The organism is Staphylococcus schleiferi, assembly GCF_025558325.1.
Taxonomy (GTDB): domain Bacteria; phylum Bacillota; class Bacilli; order Staphylococcales; family Staphylococcaceae; genus Staphylococcus; species Staphylococcus schleiferi.
Map to the genome: position 1 here is coordinate 94,969 of NZ_CP094712.1, position 22,753 is coordinate 117,721.

A 22,753-nucleotide genomic window follows, 5' to 3' on the forward strand; every position below is an offset into this window, starting at 1 on the left:
ATAGAAGACGTGCTCTACAAAAAAATGAAATCCATGCAGATGTGTGACAAGTTTGTTTCATTTTTTTAAATTTTAAAATAATAGTTTTCAATTTCTACAAAAGAAAGTTTATGTATTTATATATAAGTGTTATATTTTAATACATAGACTTGTTAAAGAAAAAATAAATTGTTTAATAGAGATAGAGGAGTGTAATAAATGAACATGGTCGCACTTTTAATTGGTTTAGGACCGCTGATTGGTTGGGGTCTTTTTCCTACGATTGCATCAAAATTTGGAGGCAAACCGGTCAATCAAATCATCGGAACGACGGTTGGGACATTGATTTTTGCGAGTGCTTTTTACATATTTTCAGGACGTAGTTTTCCAACAGGAATGGATCTATTTTTTGCATTACTTTCAGGTGCAGGTTGGTGTTTTGGTCAAATTATGACATTCAAAGCTTTTGAATATGTTGGTTCTTCTCGAGCAATGCCTGTCACTACAGCTTTCCAATTGTTAGGTGCATCACTTTGGGGTGTATTTGCATTAGGGAACTGGCCCGGTTTAACAAACAAACTGATTGGGTTTGCCGCTTTAGTCGTTATTTTAATCGGTGCCCGCATGACTGTTTGGAGTGAAGATTCTAAAGAAGCAAGAAATAATGACTTGAAAAAAGCTGTCGTTATCTTATTAATTGGTGAAATTGGATACTGGCTTTATTCAGCAGCACCGCAAGCGACAGATATCGGAGGTAAAGCCGCATTTTTACCACAAGCAATGGGAATGGTGCTTGCTGCCGTCATTTATGGCTTAATGACAATGAAAAAAGATAATCCTTTCAACAAAAAGGTCACTTGGCTACAAATCATTTCAGGTTTCTTCTTCGCTTTTGCCGCGTTGACATATTTAATCTCTGCACAACCGGACATGAATGGTTTAGCAACAGGTTTCGTATTGTCTCAAACATCTGTAGTTTTAGCGACATTAACAGGTATTTATTTCTTAAATCAACGCAAAACTTCAAAAGAAATGTTGGTCACTATTATTGGTTTAGTATTAATCTTAGTAGCCGCAACGGTAACAGTGTTTATTAAATAATAGCCAGAGGTGAGGATAATGAAAAAATCAACTATGCTCAATAGCCATGTTTCTCAAGCCATCGCAACGATGGGGCATTTTGACTTATTAACAGTCAATGATGCAGGGATGCCGATTCCAAATGATGAGAGAAGAATCGATTTAGCCGTAACAAAAGGATTGCCCGCTTTCATCGATGTATTGGCAGCTGTGTTAGACGAATTGAAGATTCAAAAAATCTATTTGGCGGAAGAAATTAAAACGCATAATGCTGCACAATTGAAACAGATTAAAGCATTGATCGATCAAGATGTAGATATTGCGTTTATCCCGCACTCAGAAATGAAAGCGTATTTGAGTCATCCGTTGAATAAAGGCAATATCCGCACAGGTGAGATTACCCCGTTTTCAAATATTATTTTGGAATCTAATGTCACATTTTAATTAAAACTTTTAGAAGTCCTTCCAAGTCATTCGTTTTGAATGTTATTGGAGGGACTTTTTTAGGTTCGCTTGAAATGTCCAATTGTTGGCTGTTTAGGCATTGCGTCAATCTCCATAGCTTTAAGATATTAAAATTCAAAAATCAAATTACTATAATAAGTAAAATAATTGTGTAAAATGTATTGACGAACCAGAAAGAAAACGGTTACAATTAGTGTGAAATCAATCACAAAGGAGTTGTAGGAGTAATGCAAAATTTAAGAAATAGAAGCTTTCTCACTTTACTTGATTTTTCAAAGGAAGAAGTTGAGTTTTTATTGAACCTTTCTGAAGATTTAAAAAGAGCGAAATACGCAGGTATTGAGCAACAAACATTGAAGGGAAAAAATATTGCATTAATTTTTGAAAAAGACTCAACACGCACACGCTGTGCTTTTGAAACAGCAGCCTATGACCAAGGGGCACGTGTCACATACCTTGGCCCTACAGGCAGTCAAATGGGCAAAAAAGAAACAGTTGCGGATACAGCACGCGTATTAGGTGGCATGTACGATGGTATTGAATACCGAGGCTTCTCGCAACGTACGGTTGAAACGTTAGCAGATAAATCAGGTGTCCCTGTGTGGAATGGTCTTACAGATGAAGATCACCCAACGCAAGTGTTAGCCGACTTTTTAACCGCGAAAGAAGTTTTGAAAAAGCCTTATCATGACATGCATTTTACTTATGTAGGAGACGGACGTAACAATGTGGCGAATGCCTTAATGGCAGGTGCAGCGATTATGGGCATGCGCTTCCATTTAGTATGTCCGAAAGCATTAAATCCAACAGATGTATTATTAAATCGTTGTAAAGCACTTGCTAAAGAAAATGGTGGCGAAATTGTAGTGACAGATGATATCGATGAAGGCGTAAAAGGTTCAGACGTAATTTATACAGACGTTTGGGTGTCTATGGGTGAGCCTGACGAAGTTTGGAAAGAACGTATTGAATTATTACAACCTTATCAAGTCAACCAACAACTCATTGAAAAAACACGTAATAAACATGTCATTTTTGAACATTGCTTGCCATCATTCCATAATACGGACACAAAAATCGGTAAAGAAATCTATGAAAAATATGGTTTGAAAGAAATGGAAGTTACAGATGAAGTGTTTGAAAGTAAACATTCAGTTGTGTTCCAACAAGCTGAAAACCGTATGCATACGATTAAAGCAGTGATGGTCGCAACTTTAGGAAATATTGGATAAGGGAGGTCTCACGGTATGGCTAAAATCGTCGTCGCACTTGGGGGCAATGCTTTAGGCGACTCCCCAGAAGCGCAATTGGAATTGGTCAAAAGTACTGCAAAATCATTGGTTGCATTGATTGAAAAGGGTCATGAAGTTGTAATTAGCCATGGTAACGGGCCACAAGTAGGCAGTATAAATCTCGGATTAAATTATGCAGCCGAACATGAACAAGGTCCCCCTTTCCCATTTCCGGAATGTGGTGCCATGAGCCAAGCTTATATTGGCTATCAACTTCAACAAAGTCTTCAAAATGAATTACATCAACTGGGTATTCAAAAACCTGTCGTTACGCTCGTTACACAAACATTAGTCAATAAAGATGACGAAGCATTTAACCATCCAACAAAACCGATTGGCATGTTTTATGATAAAGCACTCGCAGACACGATTGCTCAAGAATGACATTATACTTTTGTAGAAGACTCTGGACGAGGCTATCGTCGTGTTGTGCCGTCACCTGAACCGATTGAAATTGTAGAGCTTGAAAGTATTGCCGCTTTAATTGATCAAGGCAATCTCGTTATATCAAGCGGTGGCGGGGGCATCCCTGTCGTAAAAAATCAAGATGGCACACTGCATGGAGTGGATGCTGTCATTGATAAAGATAAATCAAGTGCCTTATTAGGAGCCAAGTTACAATCTGATCAGCTGATTATTTTAACAACTGTTGATTATATCTATTTGAATTATGGTAAAGCGGACCAAGAGGCATTGAAAAATGTAACTGCTTCTGAAATGGAACATCATATTAACGAAGGCCACTTTGCGCAAGGAAGTATGCTTCCAAAAGTAGAAGCTTCCTTAGCTTTTATTAAAAATAACCCTAAAGGTGAAGTAATTGTCACGTCATTAGAGCGATTAGATGACGCATTAAACGGGCAAGTGGGCACAGTCATAAAAAAATAAATTTGTGACCACAAGATGCGCGATGGAATGCACAACCGCACAAGTCTGAACCGTTTGTACAATACCGTCATTGTCACAACGTGTTCAGGCTTTTTTAAGTGTCAAAACAGAGGAATTGTTTAAAAGCCTAACGTGAGGATAATCTAATTTATTGAAAATTGACATGTTAGGGTATAAGTAGATAGGACTTTAAATGTATGCAGTCAAATGATTCAAGCGCTATATGTAAATGAAGGCGTAGAATGGGTGAATACACCTGCACGTCTATCGTTCAAAGATGACTCGAATCAACGCATCGTCTACTTCCCATTTCTGAACGGCGCCATAATGTAAATATAAAGAAATGGCCTGTATATGCGTTTTGCTGAATCTATTTTTTCATATTGAGATAAGCAAAAGCGTCGATTCATTACGAATTGTCTTATTTTATCATCTTCCTACAACATAGAATCTTCATCATTTGATAGTGTTTGAATTCTATTTTTATCGCCGCATTGCGGCATCTTGTCAAAAGGAGATGACCATCATGGAGGATACGAATCCACCTGTGAACATGAAAGACAAAAATCAATCACATGATTATGACGCAACGCCACATAAAAAGAAATTTAAACTCAAAATGCCGGGTGCATTTGTGATTTTATTTATCTTAACCGTTGTGGCTGTACTTGCGACGTGGATGATTCCAGCGGGGGCTTATTCAAAATTATCGTATGAACCTTCTTCACAAGAACTTAAAATTGTAAACCCTCATCAAGAAGTTAAGAAAGTGCCAGCCACGCAACAACAATTAGATAAAATGGGCGTAAAAATTAAAATCGAACAGTTCAAATCTGGCGCGATTAACAAGCCTGTTTCAATCCCAAATACTTATGAACGTCTTAAACAAAAACCAGCAGGACCGAGTGAAATCACGAATGCAATGGTCAACGGGACAATTGAGGCTGTAGATATAATGGTCTTTATCTTTGTGCTCGGAGGCTTAATAGGCGTTGTCAGTGCCAGCGGTTCTTTTGAATCCGGATTGCTCGCTTTAACGAAAAAAACTAAGGGACATGAGTTTTTACTGATTTTCATGGTTTCTATTTTAATGGTCCTTGGTGGGACACTTTGCGGTATTGAAGAAGAGGCTGTTGCTTTCTATCCAATACTGGTGCCAATATTTATTGCGATGGGTTATGACTCTATCGTCTGTGTTGGGGCTATCTTTTTAGCCAGTTCGATAGGGACGACCTTTTCTACGATTAATCCATTCTCAGTCGTCATTGCTTCTAATGCTGCAGGGATTACCTTTACTGAAGGGCTCTATTGGCGCGTTGCTGGCTGTATCATCGGGGCTATCTTTGTAGTCGGTTATTTATATTGGTATGCTAAAAAAATCAAAAAAGATCCCAAAGCTTCTTATGCATACGAAGATCGAGAAGCGTTTAATGAACAATGGTCTGTTATGGGGAAAGATGAACACGCCGATCATTTTACTTGGCGTAAAAAAATCATCTTAATCTTATTTGTGATTCCATTTCCATTAATGGTTTGGGGTGTCATGACACAAGGTTGGTGGTTCCCTGTTATGGCTTCCATGTTTCTTGCAGTGACGATTATTATTATGTTTATTGCAGGTACAGGTAAGCACGGATTAGGCGAAAAAGGAACCGTTGATGCTTTTGTGAAAGGGGCATCAAGCTTAGTAGGTGTTTCACTCATTATCGGACTCGCACGTGGAATTAACTTAGTGATGAATGAAGGACTTATTTCAGATACGATACTCCATTTTTCATCTACACTTGTTCAACATGTGAACGGTCCGTTATTTATTATCATTATGTTAATCATCTTCTTTTTCTTAGGTTTTATTGTGCCATCATCATCAGGTCTTGCTGTCCTTTCAATGCCTATTTTTGCACCACTTGCTGATACAGTCGGTATACCACGATTTGTCATGGTGACAGCATATCAGTTTGGTCAATACGCGATGCTATTTTTAGCACCAACCGGACTGGTCATGGCGACATTACAGATGCTCGATATGAAATATTCACATTGGTTACGTTTTGTGTGGCCTGTCGTCGTATTTGTTTTCGTATTTGGTGGTGCGATGTTAATTACACAAGTTCTCGTTTATTCATAAAAAATAAACCGGTGGAGGCGGAAATCGAGTGCCTTCATCGGTTTAATGTTTTATTTAGGCTTACCCGTCATCATCATTTTAATCATCACAGCGCAGTCATATATATGTGCTTATTAGTCCAACTGTTGTAGCGCTTCAACGACACCTACCATATCATCGTGAATGACTAAATTAGCGTGACTGTCATAAGGGGTAGGATCTCTGTTAATAATCACAAGGTTTTCTCCTTCAAATTCGGAAATCAAACCTGCTGCAGGTTGGACAACAAGTGATGACCCTAACACGACGAGTGTATCCGCTGCTTTGATTTTAAAAACTGCATTCAATAAAGTGGACTGATTTAATGCCTCGCCATAAAGCACGATGTCAGGACGAATTGGACTGCCATTACGCTCACTTTGGTATAAATTTTTGGCGATAACCTCTTCTTTCGTATAAGTTTCATTGCCTTCTACTGCATAAAAACGATTTAACGTCCCGTGCAGTTCGTCTACATTGTGACTACCAGCGTCTGTATGCAATCCATCGATATTTTGAGTGATCACACCGAGTGAACATTGATCTTTTTCTAATTGTGCAATCCATTGATGGACAGGATTAGGCGCTTTATCCGCAAATAATAAATATTGATGACAGAAATCCATAAATCCAATTGGATCACTGTGTAAATAATCCGCACTCAACAAATATTCAGGAGAATACCCTTTTTTAGAAATTTCATCATATAAACCTCCGATAGAACGGAAATCAGGAATACCACTTGCTACAGAAACACCAGCGCCAGTGAAAAAAACGATTTTATGAGACTGATTCATGATCGTTTTTAATTTTTCAATGCTTTCATTCATACCTTTTCACTCCATATCAATAAAATCTCTTTGCTTAGCGTTAACATTTTAATACGTTACGGTAATAATATAGTCATTTTAACAAATATGTTATTTTTAAGCGAAAAGCGTCCAGTAAGAGGATATTAAAAGGGGAATAAAAAGGTGTAGAGCCAATCTGAGGTTTTTTTGAGCCGGTTCCTTTATACTATTAAAAAAGAGAGAATAGAGGTCATGACATGAAAAAGAAATGGATTTGGGGTACCACTGTTTTAATCGTTGTCTTAATCGTTGGATTGTTTGTTACGGTTTCGTTTAATCGCCATCAGGCTAATTCTAAAAATCACTATAATACGAAACTTGTGAAAAGTCAGACACCCACATTATTTTTACATGGCTATGGCGGTAGCATTAATTCTGAAAAATTTATGGTTAAAGAGGCAAAAGATCAAGGTGTCACAGATGATGTGATTAGAGCACAGGTCTCATCCAAAGGCGATGTCACGCTAAAAGGAAAATGGTCAAAAAATGCAGTAAATCCAATTGTGCAAGTTGAATTTGCTGATAATAAAAACGAAGATCCTGAAGAAAATGCAAAATGGTTTAAAAATGTGCTCGAAAAACTGCAAGATGAATACCATATTAATAAATTCAACTTTGTAGGTCACTCAATGGCGAATATGTCGTTTGCGCATTATATGTTGTTATATGGTGAAGATCATTCATTGCCGCAATTAAATAAACAAGTCAATATAGCGGGAACATTTAATGGCGTTATTAACGTCAATGAGAAAGTTAATGAAATTAGTGTAGATAAAGAGGGTAAACCAAGTCGGATGAATCCACCTTATCAAAAGTTACTTAAATTGAAATCGATTTATAAAGGTAAAGATATTGGCGTATTGAACATTTATGGTGACTTGGAAGACAGCACGCACTCTGACGGCAGTGTGTCCGTAAGTTCTGCAAAATCTTTAAAATATCTATTAGGCGATAGTCCGAAATCATACAAAGAATTAGAATTCAAAGGAAAAGAAGCAGAGCACAGTGAATTACATGAAAATAGCGATGTTGCCGATCAAATCATCCAATTTTTATGGGGAGAAATGTAAAAAATAAGTAGGGTGAGAAAATAAAATAGGCAGCGTTTTTAAAGGGGGGATCTTGATGAAAGAACAAGAATATAAAATTCTTTCTTTACTTCATCAAGAAAAAAATTTAACTAGAGTAGCAGAAAAATTATTTATTTCTCAACCTGCTTTAACCTATAGAGTGAAGAAAATCGAACAAGAATTTGGCATCTCACTAACAAAGAAATTTGGTAAAAATATTGAATTTACTCCTGAAGGTGAGTATCTTATTCAGTTTTCAAATAAAATTTTACATGATATACAAAATTTGAAAAATAGTATAAGTGAGATTAAATCGTCGATACCTAATAGTTTTAAACTAGGTGCAAATCATAACTTTATTAAGTATCATTTACCTTTTATTCTTAAAGGATTCCTATCAATAGAGCCTAATTTAAAAATGAATATAGATAGTGGTTGGAGCTCAGAAGTTATGCAAAAATTGGAAAACAATGAGTTAGATGTCGCTATTATTACTGGTGATTATCAATGGTGTGGAAAGAAAATATTTTTAAAAAAGGACCCGATTACTTTAATAAGTAGTAGACCAATTAATTTGGATAGTTTACCAGAAATACCTAGAATTAATTATAAGCCACAAAAGAACTACAAAGCATATGTTGAGTTGGAGTATTCAATTACTAAGTTAATTAATGATTGGTGGCAAAGTAGATACAATGTTGAAGGAAATATAGTGATAAAATCAGATAAAGTTGAACTTTGTAAAAAACTGGTCCAAGAGCAGATGGGATATTCTATTATTCCATATACTTGTATTGATAAAAATGAAGAATTTTATCAATATAATTTAGTGGATAGAAAAGGTAGAGAATTATATAGAAAAACATGGTTATTTTATAGAGAATCTGCAAAAGAAAATAACCATGTTCATAATTTTATAGAATATTGTGAAAACTACTTTTGCTAAGGGCCATAGTTTATCAATACAGCAATGATTAGAAATATTGCACCTACAAGTGTCCACCATAAAACTAATGGAAATGCAAATTTTAGCCACCTAGTCCAAGGAATACCACCAATCGCAAGTACAGACATTAGAACACCGGAAAAAGGGGTAATTATATTCGTTATACCGTCTCCAAGTTTAAAAGCTAATACAGTTGTTTGTCTTGTTAAACCTATAATATCACCTATTGGTGCCATTATGGGCATAACGATAGAAGCTTGCCCGCTACCTGAACTCACAAGAATATTAAATAACCAATTGAACGCAAACATCGCTAGAGCTCCAACCATTGTAGGTAGTTCTTGCATGTGTGCTGTTGCGATATGAGTTATGGTATCTAAGATATTTGCTTCTTTAAAAATAACTATGATTGATCTAGCAATTCCAATAATAATTGCGCCATATGTTAATTTTCTGACACCTGTCATGAATGTATTAACAAAATCATTCGGTTTAATTTTATTAATTACTGCTATTATTATTGAGTTTAATATGAATATGCCAGCCAACTCATTTACTGACCATTCATATTTAAATACACCGAACAAAAAGACCGCTATACCAGCTATAAAAATAAAAATGGTAAGCATATGCTTTTTATTAAATTTTTCAAATTCATAATTGGTGTCAACAACCTCTACAGGAAATGGATTGTCTTTTAATATGCTTTTTGAAGGATCCATGCTAATTTTTTTAGTGTATCTGCAAATATATATGATTGTAACGGTAATGAGTGCGAAGAAAATGATGATTCTAAACCAAGCACCTGAAAATAAAGGAACTCCAGCTATTTTTTGTGCTACACCCATAATTGCTGGGTCAAACGTTCCTACAGCGCCGCCTGCAAAATTTCCAAGATATACCATTGAAACACCTACAACGGCATCTAAATTCATAGCTCTAGCAAGCATTATACCAATAGGAATAAATGCTATAACTGTATTTCCAGATACGCCTACTTGATGCATGATACCAAATAGAGAAGCGATACTTATAATTAATAAATATTTTCTACCTTTAGTTTTATCTACTAATGCATTTATCCCACTATATGTGGCACCAGTAGAATCTATGATGGCTATAGCACCTCCGATGATTAATACTAAAAATATAATATTTGCACTTTCAATTAACCCTTGAGGAATCGCAGTGATAAAATCAATAATACTTGTTGGATTTTTAGTGGTTGAGTGAAATGAATTAGGAATTATTTCATGGATTCCCTCTATTGTTTTTCGTTTGTATTTTCCTGATGGCAGAATATAAGTAAGTATAGCAGCAACTATAGACATTATAAATATGATTATAATGGCATCTGGAAAGGTTTTTCCATCCTTTTGTTTCATTGGCAAACACCCCAATCTTGTTAAACCTCTTTTTTTGCTTTAGCAAACTCATTTTTAATTTTTAATCGTAAATTGTTATCTGTTAAAAAGTCTACAATTGTATAACTTAAAGCTTTACTAGCTATGCGAATCGCATTATAAGCTTCTAGAGTTTTCCCAGCTTTTACCCAGGCATCAGTATGGTTTGGTGTATTGAAAGGAACAAAAGCTGTTCTTAAACAAGCCCCGGGGACATCATGGGTCACTAAACTGAAATCTGTCGATCCAGTTTTTTCTCTAGGAGCTGTTATTTGTACAGCGCCGACTTCCTGGGCATTTTTCAAAAGTACATCATTTAATGACTGAACATTAACTTTACTTTCCAGTTGTTTTAATATTTTTATTTGAACTTGTGTTTCTGTTGCTAAAGCTGCACCTTCAGCAACTTTATATACTCTCTTTAGTACTTCGTTTAAATTTTTACGTTTCTCTGCTCTAATTGAAAACTGTGCGGATGCTTCATCAGGAACAATATTGACAGCTTGACCTCCATTTGTAATAATACCGTGCATCCGAACATCGCTAGTAACATGCTCGCGCAAGTATTCGATGCCGTTAAATAACATCATCACCCCATCTAAAGCACTTCTCCCAAGTTCAGGTGAAACTGCTGCATGTGAAGGTGTTCCTTTGAATTCAAAATTTATTTTATTTATAGCTAAAGATTTAACATCTACAGTGGTTCTATCGCCACCATGCATCATTAGAGCCAAGTCTAGCTCTTTAAATATCCCTTCTTTTTGCATTGGAATTTTTCCACTAGTCGTTTCTTCCGCTGGGGTTCCAATGACCTTTAGTATAAAATTTAAATCTTTGCATGTTTTTGCTATAGCAACAGCTGCTCCTACAATTGAAGGGGACTGTAAATTGTGACCACAACCATGCCCTAAACCAGCTAATGCATCATATTCACAAATTAAGCCGATAGTTAAAGCTTTATTTGTTGCATTATGATTTTTAAATGAAGCGATGAAAGCAGTTGATAAATCAGATATATTTTTTTGTATAGAAAAACCATATTTTTCAAGCAATGATGTGATTTTATTAACAGCTTCAAATTCTTGATTTCCTAACTCAGGGTGATCGTGAATATAGTCGTTTAGTTCAAATAATTCCTGTTCAATACTTTTTAATAAATTATCAATTCTATATTTATGGTTCATAGCTCCACTCCTTAAGAAAGCGCTTTCTTAATATAAAGTTATCATTTAAATAATATAGAGTGAAATTCAAATTTTTTAAGTAACTATAAAATTATTCTATAGTTAGTAATGTTTATCTGAGAGTAATTAGTAATTGATTTGACTCAAAAAAATCCCTTGCTATTTATTAAGCAAGGGAAATTCATAGAGATTTGTTATTATATTAAATCATAGACTTGTAATACTTTCGTAAGGATCGTTTCGATGTACGATTCGTTAAGTACATCTGGTTTAATTAGAATGTTAAAGTAAATGGGTGAGAAAATAAGATCGATTAACATATCCTCATCTTCACTATGAATATGTGGTTCAATAATTGATTTTAAGATGGCACGCTTTTTCAAGAAATATTCTTCCATAAAGCGCGCTTTCGCATCTGTATCGTGATGACTGACTAAAATTTCAATTACAGCCGTGCCAATAGGTGTCTTATATATGTTCATCATTGTCACGAGAAAGCGATACAAATCATCATATAAATTTAAATACGCTGGATGAAATGTTTCCGCACGTTCTAAAAATAAATCCATAATAATAAATGATTTGTCAGGCCAACGACGATAAATCGTTGCCTTGGAGACGCCTGTATTTTCTGCAATTTGATCGATTGTAATTTGATTTAAATTATAGTCGACGAGTAACCGTTCAATTTCTGCATAAATTTTTTGATTAACCGTGGGATCTTTGGGTCTTCCGGCCATAATGACCTCCTTTGCTTCTATGTCCTACCCATTCTACAATTTCTAATATTATCACTGCACTTATAAACCACGCAACAAATCCTACTGCGATACTCACCAGCCAAAGATGTGTTACTTTTAACATTTCCCAAGTTACAACAATATCAACGAGCACACCTATCATACCAAAAATTGCCCCCCGACTGACATGCGCTGCAACAATATCACCAAATTCCATTCCATCCAAATACATAGATACGAGGAAAACAGCAGGGAAAGTAGCGAAAATACCGCCAAACTCTTTCCAAGGTAAAACTTGAGAAACGATGTAACTTAATACGACTGTAAAGCCGCCTACGATAAATTTGATTAAAGCCGATTTCACTATTTTTCGCGCTCCTTATATGAGATGTTGTATACCGAATAATGCACAAGAGAGGACGAACCAACACACAACTGAAAAAGCAGCCCCTTTTTGAAAACCATGCTTATGAATATAAAGGGCAGTGAGGCCGACTGTCACAATGCAAGACAAAATACCTAAAATTGCGCCAGAACTTAGATGAATCGACATTTGCACTAATGTATCACCCTGATGGTCAATCGCTAGTGCAAAGATCGCAGCTAAGAAAACAGCCGGCATTGTCGCAATGACGCCGCCCATTTTTCCACCTGCTTTTCCAGCAATAATAGAGGCTAATGCTACAGCAAAGCCACCAATTAAAAAGCGTAGTAGAATACTGGTCAAAGAAATCCCAAACATGAACGTGCGCCTCCTTAAGACACAATTATTAAACGAAACGTTTCGTTTAATAATATAGTAACGCGCATCATTTCTAATGTAAAGAGATTAAGAGAAGTGACACGGAATAGGCATAATTAAGAGATGTTGCTGTTCGATAATAATAAACAGTAGAACAAAATTTATAGATTTACTATTTACATATTTGGTTTACTTTGATATTTTTGTAGTATACACTACATTAATTTATTTGATGTAGTTTTTATTTCAAATAAAAGGGAAGCGATTTCATAAAAAGGGGGAGAAGGTTATTAAGCAGAAATTAAAGATGCCAAATACATTTGTCATTTTATTTGGTCTATTACTTATTGTGTGGTTGCTAAGCTTTTTAATTCCATCAGGTGAGTTTGCTAGAAAAGGGGCAAAGAAAGAGGTCGTTGCTAATAGTTTTGAGTATATCAATCAAGTGAGACTTAATATTTTAGATTTATTCATGACCATTCCTAAAGGGATGGTTGTCACAGCAGATTTGATATTTTTAGTTTTGATAATGGGCGGTGCTGTTGCAGTTATTGAAAAACAGGGGACTTTCAATGCTGCAGTTTCAAAACTGGTTGATAAAACGGGTGGTAATAAGTATGTGCTCATTATAACAATCAGCATATTATTTGGAATCATACACGGTTTTGGGGTAAGCGCTAATGCAGTTATCGCTTTTATTCCGCTAGGTATTATACTTGCACAAAAGTTAAAGCTTGACGCTATTGCAGGCGTTGCCATTGTTTATTTAGGTTACTATGTGGGGGCAGTAGCGCCAATATTTGATCCGATTGCTCTAGGGGTAGCACAGACAATCGCAAAGCTTCCTATTTTTTCTGGTGTGATGATGAGGGTCTATATTTTTATCACAATAATGATTGTAACATTGATCTATCTTTGTAGATATGTAAACAAAATTTCAAAGAATCCAGATGATAGTTTTATGGGAGAAGAAAAATTCTCAAGTGAAATTATGGCAAATGATGCTGAGAAAGAGATTCCTTTTAATTTAAAGCATCAATTAATTGTATTATGTTTCTTTCTCACTATCGGTCTTTTTGTATATGGTTCATTACAACGAGGATGGGGCATACAACAATTATCAGCACTTTTCCTTATTGACGGTATTTTGACTGCAATAATCGGAAGAATAAAGCCGAATGAATTTGTAAGTACGTTTATGGAGGGAGCCAAAAACATTTTATTTGGTGCTTTAGTGATTGGGTTTGCGCGTGGCGTAACTGTCATTATGGAAGACGGTAAATTCATTGATACGATTGTACATGCAGTCTTTGTTCCACTTAGTCATCTCTCGCCTATATTAGGTGCTGTTGCAATGTTTTTATTCAATTTGATTTTTAATTTAATTTTACCTTCTGGTAGCGGTCAAGCAGCCGTCGTTATGCCACTGATGACACCTCTTTCAGATGTCATTGATGTGACAAGGCAAACGGCAGTTATTGCATTTAAAATGGGAGATGGTATTACCAATATGATTACACCCGTCTCTGGAACACTCATGGCAGTACTCGCTGTTGGTGGTGTGCCATTTGGTAAGTGGTTTAAATTCGCGTTTCCACTAGTCATATATTGGTCAATTATTGCTATTATATTTGTAGTGATTGCTGTAATGACAAATTATGGACCATTTTAATATTGAATTTGTAGAGGTGATGTTGGAGTGAAGGAAGTTACGTTTCAAGACCCTAGTTTATCTACTTATGATATATATACATTTGGCAATGATAATGTAGGGCCTCAAGTATTCATAACGGCTGGCATACATGGCGTTGAACAGACGGCGATTTATGTTGCCTATCGATTAATAGAACTACTGCCAAAATATCAAGTAAAGGGCTCTATTAAAGTGATTCCTATTGTGAATAAACCAGCATATTTCAACAGAACAAGAAATTCTCCGTACGACAATTTAGACTTAAATCGTGTTTTTCCAGGTGATGAAAAAGGGACGCAAACGATGCAACTTGCACATTCTATTTGGCGGGAAACTAGAAGTGCAGACTATATTATAGATTTACATTGCTGTGGACAGCACGGTTCGAATTACGTAATGAGTTTATATCAAAATTACGATGCGCAATATGAATTAGCACACCAATTAGGTATTCGACATGTCGTACGTTCTGGAGGGGCATCTGGCCAACTTTTTTTAGAAGCTTGTAAATACGGTCAGCAAGCAGCGCTATTAGAGTTAAAAGGTGGTCAACCTGATGGAATGATTGATCTTGAGACATCGGAATTTGCAATCAACCGTTTACTTCGTTTTTTATCTTTAGTAGATGCCATTGAAATAGAAAATATTAACAACGATATAGAAAATTGTGTCTTTCATGACAAAATAGAGACCATATGTGCAGATGAGCATGGCTTTTTCAATCCTAAATGTCAATCAGGTCATCATTATTTAAAAGGTGAGGTTTTAGGAGAGCTCAATCAAAAGCCAATTGTTGCCCAATATGATGGTTTAGTCACAGCGGTTAATTATCCAAGATATACATTCACAGGTGAGCGTATGATAAGATATGCGAAATTAAATAAAGAGAAATAAAGGTGACGATACATGACACAGTCAATTACGACAAGAATTGAGGAAAAATATAACACACTTTCAATAGGTAAACAGAAAGTTGCTAATTTCATATTGGATCATTTGAATGAGAGTTCGTATTTAACATTAATCCAAATGCAAGAAAAAATAGGAGTTAGTGAAGCAACGATTATTCGATTTGCATACACAATTGGTTATAGTGGCTATTCAGAAATGCAGTCTGCTATACGTGATAGTATATTTCATTCAAAAGAAAATGATGATGTGGGCGTCAATTCATTTGAAAGCATTGAAAAAGATATTGAATTAATTAGAGAAAGCGCCCAAAAAATAAGTGTAGAAGTTTTAGATCAAATTGTAAGGTATCTCCATGATGCCCGAAATGTATATATTGTTGGACGAAATACATCTAAAGCTACTGCCGAATGGTTTAGTTATGTCTTTGGTATTTTTAAACCGAATGTCATGAGGGTGCAATCGGAAAACTTGAGTCGTTATCAGTTAGACATGTCTGAGAAAGATGTGCTTGTGACGATATCTTTTCCAAGGTATCATCGCGAAACTTTTAAATTTTTTGAATATGCAAAAAAGCAAGGACTGACAACTATCAGTGTTACAAATAATAGTTTGTCACCTTATTTTCGATCTTCAGATATCACAATACTTGCGAAAACTAATAGAGATATAAGTGGTTATAACGAAATTGCGCCAGTCATTAGTATTTTAAATTTAGTTTTTAATCATTACAGAGATCAATATAGTGAAGAAGTTCGAAATCGCATTCAAAGATTAGAAGCACTCAATGACGAATCCGACAATTTAATTGAATAGGAGGAAAAATGATGGATGTGATTGAAACATATTTAACTAACCATGAACCAGACATCATCAATGATATAAAAACATTTGTGAAGTTAGAGTCACCAACACTGGATAAAACTGCAGTAGATGAAGCAGGTGCTTGGTTATGTCAAAAGATAGTTTCTTATTTAAATATAACTCCGGAAATAATTAAGCAAAAGAAAACGGGGAATCATATTCGCTTTTCATATGGAAAAGGTGAAGAACAAATTTTAATGAGTGGCCACTTTGACACGGTATGGGGAAAAGGAGAATTACCCTTGGTTGAAAAAGGTGACGTCTTATATGGCCCCGGTGTGATTGATATGAAGACCGGCGTGCTTCAAATATTATGGGCACTCAGAGCGTTGAAAGAAACTTCGACAAGTGTGAATAAAAAGATAGTGGTATTTTTTAACGGAGACCATGAGGGTATAGCTTCTCCTACATCGAGAAGTTATATTGAAGAAGAAGCACGCAAAAGTGCCTATGGCCTTGTCGCAGAAGCGGCGACAGGAGAGTCAGGCGCATTGAAAACATTTCGAAAAGGAATCTATCGATATCAGATACATTTTAAAGGCAAAAGTTCACATGCAGGGAATGATCATGAAAGTGGAGAAAGTGCTATCCAAGAAGCTGCTTATCAAATTATTGATTTAGAGAAGATGACACAATACGAGGAAGGAACAACAGTGAATGTAGGGAAGATTATAGGCGGAAGCGGTATTAATGTTCGCCCGGAAAGTGCAACCATCGAAGTTGACGTACGTGTCGTTAATCAACAAATGGGTGAAAAAGTTGATGAACGTATCAAGCAAATTCGACCATACAATCCAAAAATAGATATAAAAATTGAGGGTGGCGAAGTCCGTCCTGTAATGATTAAAACAGAAAAAACGGAGGCTTTATTTCAAAAGACGAATGAATATGCGAGTTTATTAGGGTTTGAATTGAGTCAAGTTGCAGTTGGTGGTGGTAGTGACGGAAGTTTTATTGCTGCACAAGGGACACCGACCATAGATGGCCTTGGCGGTGTAGGTGGCGGTCCACATGCTAGAGATGAACATATTAACAAGTCATTTATTGTGCCAAGAACTTGCTTATTAGCACTGTTAATGCAGAACTTGTGATAGTACCATCATCTTGATATGTAGTATTTGTGATATCGGCTTTCTGGTACACAATCAAAAATCTGCTGTTTGGTGAATAAATGTACATGAATAAAGCAGTCTGATGAGGTTTCTCATTAGACTGCTTTATAATGTTACCCAAATTATTCCTGTGCTTGTGTCTGATGGGCTTCGTTCATTTTCATGGCTTCCATTTGAAGTTGGGTCACTTGGCTTAGACCGGCTTTCATTAAGATAAAAGTCAGTAACCAACCTAATGTTATGAGTAAGATTGATTTAATGATACCGTCTTCTGCAATGGGCATGTCCCATACTGCATGTAAGGTTACAGCTGAACCAAAGAAAAAGAGGAAGCGTTTATCTGCGAGATGTGCCCAATTGAATTTTTGACTCCCTTTAGTAATGACAACGGCAGCGCCAACAATAGCGGTCCAAACGTTGTGAGAACCAATGCCTGTCTAAGCACGTAACCAGATCACTTGCGTCATGACGTCAAATCCTTCAGGAATGAATCTAAAAATGTAACCTGCTGATTCAAATACTTCAAATCCTGTTCCAACAGCAGCACCAATTAATAACCCGTTTAAGATTTTGTATGTATTCATGCGTTGAATGAAATATATCGTCACGATTGCTTTCCCCATCTCTTCGACAATCCCGATAAGGATGGCACTAAAAATAGTGATATCATCAGAAACTGGCACAAATTCGTATAACGTTAAAGTGCTGATAAGTGACAATACGCCACCAATGAAAAAGATTTTAAAGACAATGGCGATACTGATATTTTTAAATGCGTTAGATTCAAAAAAGAAAATTAATACAGGAAGAGGGACAGTAAGTGCACCGATAAAAATTAAACCACCTATGCCGTTAGGATTTCCAAAAAAAGCGACCATTATCCATAACAATGCAAAAACAGTGGCAAGGCCAAGAAATATTCTAGAGAATAGGAAAGGTTTCGCCCATTCTTTTGATACTTCATCGAGTTGTGGCGTTGTATATTCAGTACCCGCAATAAAGACTTCGTCCATTTCTTGCTTTATGTGGGGTTTGAATACTTCTGAGAACATATCAGCGAGGTTGATTTTTAAAACTTCATCATTTCCCGCAAGTTTACCGATAGAACGCGTTGTGTTATTAAATAAATTTTTGAATTCTTGTGTTAAGCTAATATTATCAATCGTTTTTTGTTCAATGGTTTCTGTATCTTGATGGTGTTGTTCCTTGGTATGCGATTGAGGTGCATCAAGTGGTTGTTCACTTTGTTGACTTGCATCTTTTTGTTCGTGAACCTCTTGATTTTCAGGATGATCTTTCAAAAGTATCGACTCCTTTCAAATAAATTTATTATATCACAAGCATTATATGTGAAATTTAAAAGGGAGTCTATTAATAGATTATTAAATATGACAGTATTCAAAAAGAGATTTACTTTAATATCAAAATTTTAGAAATTATTAAAATCTAGGCAATCACGAGATGAGTGGTGCGTGTTATAGAATATATAGTGAGGATTGGGAGGGGTACAATGGAAACGATATACTTAGCAGGAGGCTGTTTATGGGGCGTCCAAGCTTTTATTAAGACATTACCTGGCGTTGTAGCAACGGAAGCTGGGCGTGCAAATGGGACGACGCAAACACTTGATGGTCCGTACGATGGTTATGCGGAGTGCGTTAAGACGACATTTGATCCGGATCATGTCGATGTTCCGGAACTGATGGCCTATTTGTTTGAGGTGATTGATCCATATAGTGTCAATCATCAAGGTGAAGATAGGGGTCCCAAATATCGGACGGGTGTATACAGTGAAGAGGCCAAGCATTTAGAGTGTGCACGTCAATTTATTGCACGCCGACCAGACCAAGCACGTATTGCGGTAGAGGTCAAACCGCTATCCAACTATATTGCCAGTGCTGAGATTCATCAAGATCATTTAGATAAATTTCCACATGATTATTGTCATATTCCACAACATTTAATGAAAAAATATCAAAATTGAAGTGTTGAAACGAGATGAAGGGATGGATGTCATGTTGACTTTGTAAAGAGACGAAATGCATGTCTTAAAATCGATGTTAAAGTCATCATTATACCCATCCTTTATCATGTGCTTTTTTCCAAGCATCGAAGCGGTTATCAGCTTCCAATTTATCAATAATTGTCGATGTGTAATTCCGAATGGTACCATCAGATAAATATAAAGTTTCGGCAATTTCACGGCTTGAAAGCCCTTTACCAATTTCTTTGAGCACAGATTGTTCTTTTTCTGTCAGTGGATTGCGTTCCGAAAAGATGGTTGTCATCAATGCTTCACTATATTCTTTTTGACCTGACATAACGTTATCAATCGTATGGATGAGTTCATCGATTGACCGTTCTTTTAATACATAAGCATCAACGTCATAAGCGACGGCTTTTTCGAAATAACCCGGCCGTTTAAATGTCGTCACGATAATGACTTTAATAGGGATGTTTTTTTCCCGAACTTGTTGTAAGACTTCTAAGCCTGTTAATTCTGGCATCTCAACATCTAAAATAAGAACATCAGCCTCTGTTTCTTGCGCTGCTTTGAGTGCGCTTTTACCATCTCCAACATCTGCAATGACATGAATGTGTTCATGCATTTCGATGAGTTGAACCATGGCTTGTCTTAACATTGTTTGATCTTCAGCGATGATCACATGAATCATGATAGAAATCCTCCCCCATGAGGTATTGAAATTGTCATATGCAAACCAGCATGATTTTCTACTTCTAAAGTTCCTCTTAATAAAGCAACACGGGCTTCGATACTTTCTAAGTGCACGCTAGTATCAGTGAGACCTTTTCCATTATCATGAATCGTTAGCACAATCTCTTTATCACGACGAGATAATGAGGCACTGACTTTTGTCGCTTCAGCATGCTTAATGACATTGTTGATGGCTTCTCGGAGAATCATCGTTAATAAGGCTTGTTTCGTCGGAGACAATGATTGAGATAAGCTTGCATTGTCAAAATGAAATGCCAAATTCGCATTTTTTAAGAGTGTTTCTAATGCGGTCACTTCTTCAACGAACGAGCGTGTCTTTAAGTTATGAATAATTTCTCTAATTTGAGTTAAGGCCTCTTTTGAAATTTGATTGACTCCTATCATTTCAGCTTTGGCTTGTTCAAGGTCTCGGTCGACGAGTTTGATCGCAAGCTCCGATTTTAAGCTTAGACTCGCAAAGACATGACCTAATGTATCATGCAAATCTTGACCAATACGATGGCGTTCTTGATCAGCGATTAATACGTTAATGTGCTCATTTTGTGCGTTAATCTTTGATTGATACGCCTCCTCTGTCACACGTTTAAAATTCGAGAACATAATCAAATTCATGACGAAATAATAAATGATTAACATCACAATATAAAATGGCTCCGAATAATAAAGAAATGTCACGATAAGACAGAGGAGCATGGTTGCTAAAAAGGTGAAATATTCTTTAGACCATAGCTTAACGCGAAAAGTTAAAGGAAGCGCAAAAACACTATAAAATAAAAATAAGGACGACGTGGGATTAATTGCATAAACAAAATAAATAATCCCTAAATAATGTAGGACAAGTAAAAAATAAGACGTCCAAGGTTTTAAAGCGCGATGACCGATAATCAACGTCGTATAAACAATACCAAAGATGATAAAAACAACAATCAGGAGCAGGGTGTTACCTTGATTACGATTTAAGAATAAGGCAAGAAATGGAAATAACAAATAGATTAAGCTGGATAAATGACCCGCGTCTAGATCTAGTTTCTTCATTGAGACACATCTCTTCTTTTTTGAATATATAAAGCGATACTTAAGAAAATCATACTATATAGAAGTAATATCATGAAAGCGCTAATTGCAAAAGAATCATTTTGTCCTAAATCGGTTGCCAATTTTTTTAAATGATACGTAGGTGTCAGATGGGCAATCGGTTTCATAAATGATGGAAAGGTGTCAATCGGAAACCAGAGGCCACCTAAGACGGCTAAACCTAAATATAGAATATTACCGATACCACTCGCTTTCTGGGTATCGTTGATTTGTGCTAATAGCACGCCAAGTGATAGAAACAAACTTGCGCCAATCCATAGAACGAGGCCTGATAAAATCCATTGACTGAAGGATAAATGAACGCCTTTATAAAAGGCAGCAGTCCCAAATATAATAAAAATGGCTAAAATGAACTGAAACATCGTTTTAACAATTTTTACGCTGAAATAGTCAAAGGGTTTGAGTGGCGTAGTCATCAGGTTTTTATACCAACCTTTTTTGCGTTCATCGATGAGTTCAAGTGGAAATGAGAATAAGCAGAAACTCGTTAAACTGAAGGTCGTCATGCTATACATAGCATTTTTATTAATTTCAGCCATCTCAGCTTCAGGTGCTTGGATGATTGATGTAAATAATAAGTAAAATGCTAAAGGTATAAAAATCGATAGTATCAATCTTGTTTTAAAACGGAATAGTAGACGTAATTCTGATAATAAATATGCAAAACGCATCATTGATCCTCTCCTTGTTTGTCCTCATTAAAAATAATCTCAAGCAATGAATTTTTGCGAATTTCGATATCATCAAGGTTCACATTTAAAGCAAGTAATTTTTCAAGAACTTGTTGGACATGATTCGTCTTAATGTGTAGACGTTGTTGCACATGCGTTATTGTTTCATGTGGAAATTGCTGTTCAAGTGCTATATGTGGTGCAGGAATATCAATTATCGATAAATGTTGTTGCTGTTTAATATTTCCCGGGGAATCATTGAATACAATTTGACCTTTGTTGAGTACAATCACTTGATCAGCCATTCTTTCTACCTCTTCGATATAGTGAGACGTGTAAAAGAGCGTCAGTCCCTCTGCTTTTAATTGCGAAACGATTTTCCAAAAATGTTGTCTCATTTGGACATCCATTGCACTTGTAGGCTCATCAAGAATAAGGCATTGGGGTTTGCTTATCATAGTTAAAGCGAAATCTAGAATACGTTGTTGCCCACCTGACAGTTCAGTCGCAAATTTTTGTAACTCTACATCGTTAAAGCGCGTGATATTTTGGAATTGTGCTAAAGAAAGCGACTGAGGATATAATTTTGAAAACAATTGATAAAGCTCTATGACTTTCATACGTTCAGGGAAGGTTGTACGTTGGAAAAGCACGCCTAACCGTTCAGGATGTAATAAGTGTGAAGGATCTTTAATCATGCCACTATCGGCGTGTCGATCACCAATCAATAAATCAATCAGTGTGGATTTACCTGAACCATTCGGACCAATTAATGCAGTACAAATGCCTTCTGTTATCGTAAAAGAAACATCATTGACTGCTTTTTGTTGCTGATATTGTTTCGTGATATGTTCGATTTGAATCATAACCCTGCACATCCTTTGAA

General features: G+C 36.1%; 21 protein-coding genes and 2 pseudogenes. 12 read left to right on the forward strand and 11 right to left on the reverse strand.

Translation table 11 applies throughout. The features are described from left to right. The first annotated feature begins 198 nt into the window (after nt 1–198). The 5 genes and pseudogenes from rbsU (at nt 199) to MUA40_RS00425 (ending at nt 5,832) form a co-directional block, all read left to right on the forward strand. Entirely contained in the window at nt 199–1,080 is an 882-nt protein-coding gene (gene rbsU / locus MUA40_RS00405) for a ribose/proton symporter RbsU (protein ID WP_016425809.1), read from the forward strand. 18 nt (nt 1,081–1,098) lie between these two features. Continuing rightward, complete coding sequence (gene rbsD, locus MUA40_RS00410) at nt 1,099–1,503, forward strand: D-ribose pyranase (protein WP_016425810.1); 405 nt, start codon at nt 1,099–1,101, stop codon at nt 1,501–1,503. A gap of 248 nt (nt 1,504–1,751) precedes the next feature. Continuing rightward, entirely contained in the window at nt 1,752–2,756 is a 1,005-nt protein-coding gene (argF, locus tag MUA40_RS00415) for an ornithine carbamoyltransferase (protein ID WP_016425811.1), read from the forward strand. A gap of 15 nt (nt 2,757–2,771) precedes the next feature. Next, nucleotides 2,772–3,704, forward strand: a pseudogene (gene arcC, locus MUA40_RS00420) (carbamate kinase). Between the two features lie 553 nt (nt 3,705–4,257). Next, nucleotides 4,258–5,832 (forward strand): YfcC family protein, encoded by a 1,575-nt coding sequence (locus MUA40_RS00425; RefSeq protein ID WP_207554539.1) that lies wholly within the window; start codon nt 4,258–4,260, stop codon nt 5,830–5,832. A gap of 113 nt (nt 5,833–5,945) precedes the next feature. Here the strand turns inward: MUA40_RS00425 and MUA40_RS00430 are convergent, their stop codons facing one another. Further along, entirely contained in the window at nt 5,946–6,680 is a 735-nt protein-coding gene (locus tag MUA40_RS00430; RefSeq protein WP_016425814.1) for an NAD-dependent protein deacylase, read from the reverse strand. 218 nt (nt 6,681–6,898) lie between these two features. On the opposite strand from MUA40_RS00430, the gene MUA40_RS00435 reads away from it, so the two are divergent. Beyond that, complete coding sequence (locus MUA40_RS00435) at nt 6,899–7,771, forward strand: alpha/beta hydrolase (protein ID WP_016425815.1); 873 nt, start codon at nt 6,899–6,901, stop codon at nt 7,769–7,771. A gap of 55 nt (nt 7,772–7,826) precedes the next feature. After that, entirely contained in the window at nt 7,827–8,717 is an 891-nt protein-coding gene (locus MUA40_RS00440; protein WP_262569673.1) for a LysR family transcriptional regulator, read from the forward strand. On the opposite strand, the gene MUA40_RS00445 is transcribed toward MUA40_RS00440, so the two are convergent. The 5 genes from MUA40_RS00445 to MUA40_RS00465 form a co-directional block, all read right to left on the reverse strand. Beyond that, complete coding sequence (locus MUA40_RS00445; RefSeq protein ID WP_167732647.1) at nt 8,714–10,102, reverse strand: YfcC family protein; 1,389 nt, start codon at nt 10,100–10,102, stop codon at nt 8,714–8,716. The two genes, MUA40_RS00440 and MUA40_RS00445, sit on opposite strands and share 4 nt — an antisense overlap. Before the next feature lie 20 nt (nt 10,103–10,122). Next, the gene (locus MUA40_RS00450; RefSeq protein WP_167732646.1) at nt 10,123–11,304 is read right to left on the reverse strand and encodes a M20 family metallopeptidase; all 1,182 of its coding nucleotides are present in this window, start codon (nt 11,302–11,304) and stop codon (nt 10,123–10,125) included. Nucleotides 11,305–11,501: 197 nt separating this feature from the next. After that, nucleotides 11,502–12,044, reverse strand: a complete 543-nt coding sequence (locus MUA40_RS00455; RefSeq protein ID WP_016425819.1) for a TetR/AcrR family transcriptional regulator — start codon at nt 12,042–12,044, stop codon at nt 11,502–11,504. Further along, entirely contained in the window at nt 12,013–12,408 is a 396-nt protein-coding gene (locus tag MUA40_RS00460; protein WP_262569676.1) for a DUF3147 family protein, read from the reverse strand. Before MUA40_RS00460 ends, MUA40_RS00455 begins: the two co-directional genes overlap by 32 nt. Nucleotides 12,409–12,423: 15 nt before the next feature. Then, nucleotides 12,424–12,786 (reverse strand): DUF3147 family protein, encoded by a 363-nt coding sequence (locus MUA40_RS00465; RefSeq protein ID WP_016425821.1) that lies wholly within the window; start codon nt 12,784–12,786, stop codon nt 12,424–12,426. 307 nt (nt 12,787–13,093) lie between these two features. Here MUA40_RS00465 and MUA40_RS00470 point away from each other — a divergent pair, with 307 nt between their 5' ends. From MUA40_RS00470 to MUA40_RS00485, 4 genes are read left to right on the forward strand one after another with little or no spacing between them, the layout of a single operon-like run. Further along, on the forward strand, nt 13,094–14,458 hold the full coding sequence (locus MUA40_RS00470; protein WP_262569678.1) for a YfcC family protein: 1,365 nt from the start codon (nt 13,094–13,096) through the stop codon (nt 14,456–14,458). A gap of 27 nt (nt 14,459–14,485) precedes the next feature. Beyond that, complete coding sequence (locus tag MUA40_RS00475) at nt 14,486–15,373, forward strand: M14 family metallopeptidase (RefSeq protein ID WP_262569681.1); 888 nt, start codon at nt 14,486–14,488, stop codon at nt 15,371–15,373. 12 nt (nt 15,374–15,385) lie between these two features. Then, complete coding sequence (locus MUA40_RS00480) at nt 15,386–16,204, forward strand: MurR/RpiR family transcriptional regulator (RefSeq protein WP_262569683.1); 819 nt, start codon at nt 15,386–15,388, stop codon at nt 16,202–16,204. Nucleotides 16,205–16,212: 8 nt separating this feature from the next. Next, on the forward strand, nt 16,213–17,343 hold the full coding sequence (locus tag MUA40_RS00485; RefSeq protein ID WP_081635187.1) for a M20 family metallopeptidase: 1,131 nt from the start codon (nt 16,213–16,215) through the stop codon (nt 17,341–17,343). A gap of 143 nt (nt 17,344–17,486) precedes the next feature. Here the strand turns inward: MUA40_RS00485 and MUA40_RS00495 are convergent. Then, a pseudogene (locus MUA40_RS00495) lies at nt 17,487–18,665 on the reverse strand (PrsW family intramembrane metalloprotease). Nucleotides 18,666–18,874: 209 nt separating this feature from the next. Between MUA40_RS00495 and MUA40_RS00500 the strand changes: the two are divergent. Next, nucleotides 18,875–19,348, forward strand: coding sequence for a peptide-methionine (S)-S-oxide reductase (locus MUA40_RS00500; RefSeq protein WP_016425827.1), 474 nt, complete (start codon nt 18,875–18,877; stop codon nt 19,346–19,348). An 88-nt stretch (nt 19,349–19,436) separates the two neighbouring features. Here the strand turns inward: MUA40_RS00500 and MUA40_RS00505 are convergent, their stop codons facing one another. From MUA40_RS00505 to MUA40_RS00520, 4 genes are read right to left on the reverse strand one after another with little or no spacing between them, the layout of a single operon-like run. Next, complete coding sequence (locus MUA40_RS00505; protein ID WP_167732644.1) at nt 19,437–20,039, reverse strand: response regulator transcription factor; 603 nt, start codon at nt 20,037–20,039, stop codon at nt 19,437–19,439. Then, complete coding sequence (locus tag MUA40_RS00510) at nt 20,036–21,136, reverse strand: sensor histidine kinase (RefSeq protein ID WP_167732643.1); 1,101 nt, start codon at nt 21,134–21,136, stop codon at nt 20,036–20,038. The genes MUA40_RS00505 and MUA40_RS00510 overlap by 4 nt, the downstream gene beginning before the upstream one ends. After that, a complete protein-coding gene (locus MUA40_RS00515; protein ID WP_016425830.1) occupies nt 21,133–21,870 on the reverse strand; it encodes an ABC transporter permease in 738 nt (245 codons plus the stop codon). Before MUA40_RS00515 ends, MUA40_RS00510 begins: the two co-directional genes overlap by 4 nt. Further along, nucleotides 21,867–22,733: an ABC transporter ATP-binding protein gene (locus MUA40_RS00520; RefSeq protein WP_194368573.1), complete on the reverse strand. Its 867-nt coding sequence runs from the start codon at nt 22,731–22,733 to the stop codon at nt 21,867–21,869. Before MUA40_RS00520 ends, MUA40_RS00515 begins: the two co-directional genes overlap by 4 nt. Between the last annotated feature and the right edge of the window lie 20 nt (nt 22,734–22,753).

Excerpts from the sequence above, each read along its gene's own strand:
- rbsU (WP_016425809.1), top strand. The coding sequence starts at position 199 with ATGAACATGGTCGCACTTTTAATTGGTTTAGGACCGCTGATTGGTTGG.
- MUA40_RS00450 (WP_167732646.1), bottom strand. The coding sequence starts at position 11,304 with ATGAACCATAAATATAGAATTGATAATTTATTAAAAAGTATTGAACAG.
- MUA40_RS00470 (WP_262569678.1), top strand. The coding sequence starts at position 13,094 with ATGCCAAATACATTTGTCATTTTATTTGGTCTATTACTTATTGTGTGG.
- MUA40_RS00435 (WP_016425815.1), top strand. The coding sequence starts at position 6,899 with ATGAAAAAGAAATGGATTTGGGGTACCACTGTTTTAATCGTTGTCTTA.
- MUA40_RS00440 (WP_262569673.1), top strand. The coding sequence starts at position 7,827 with ATGAAAGAACAAGAATATAAAATTCTTTCTTTACTTCATCAAGAAAAA.
- MUA40_RS00520 (WP_194368573.1), bottom strand. The coding sequence starts at position 22,733 with ATGATTCAAATCGAACATATCACGAAACAATATCAGCAACAAAAAGCA.
- MUA40_RS00455 (WP_016425819.1), bottom strand. The coding sequence starts at position 12,044 with ATGGCCGGAAGACCCAAAGATCCCACGGTTAATCAAAAAATTTATGCA.
- MUA40_RS00480 (WP_262569683.1), top strand. The coding sequence starts at position 15,386 with ATGACACAGTCAATTACGACAAGAATTGAGGAAAAATATAACACACTT.
- MUA40_RS00445 (WP_167732647.1), bottom strand. The coding sequence starts at position 10,102 with ATGAAACAAAAGGATGGAAAAACCTTTCCAGATGCCATTATAATCATA.
- MUA40_RS00465 (WP_016425821.1), bottom strand. The coding sequence starts at position 12,786 with ATGTTTGGGATTTCTTTGACCAGTATTCTACTACGCTTTTTAATTGGT.
- rbsD (WP_016425810.1), top strand. The coding sequence starts at position 1,099 with ATGAAAAAATCAACTATGCTCAATAGCCATGTTTCTCAAGCCATCGCA.
- MUA40_RS00430 (WP_016425814.1), bottom strand. The coding sequence starts at position 6,680 with ATGAATGAAAGCATTGAAAAATTAAAAACGATCATGAATCAGTCTCAT.
- MUA40_RS00515 (WP_016425830.1), bottom strand. The coding sequence starts at position 21,870 with ATGATGCGTTTTGCATATTTATTATCAGAATTACGTCTACTATTCCGT.
- MUA40_RS00505 (WP_167732644.1), bottom strand. The coding sequence starts at position 20,039 with ATGATTCATGTGATCATCGCTGAAGATCAAACAATGTTAAGACAAGCC.
- argF (WP_016425811.1), top strand. The coding sequence starts at position 1,752 with ATGCAAAATTTAAGAAATAGAAGCTTTCTCACTTTACTTGATTTTTCA.
- MUA40_RS00485 (WP_081635187.1), top strand. The coding sequence starts at position 16,213 with ATGATGGATGTGATTGAAACATATTTAACTAACCATGAACCAGACATC.
- MUA40_RS00500 (WP_016425827.1), top strand. The coding sequence starts at position 18,875 with ATGGAAACGATATACTTAGCAGGAGGCTGTTTATGGGGCGTCCAAGCT.
- MUA40_RS00425 (WP_207554539.1), top strand. The coding sequence starts at position 4,258 with ATGAAAGACAAAAATCAATCACATGATTATGACGCAACGCCACATAAA.
- MUA40_RS00510 (WP_167732643.1), bottom strand. The coding sequence starts at position 21,136 with ATGAAGAAACTAGATCTAGACGCGGGTCATTTATCCAGCTTAATCTAT.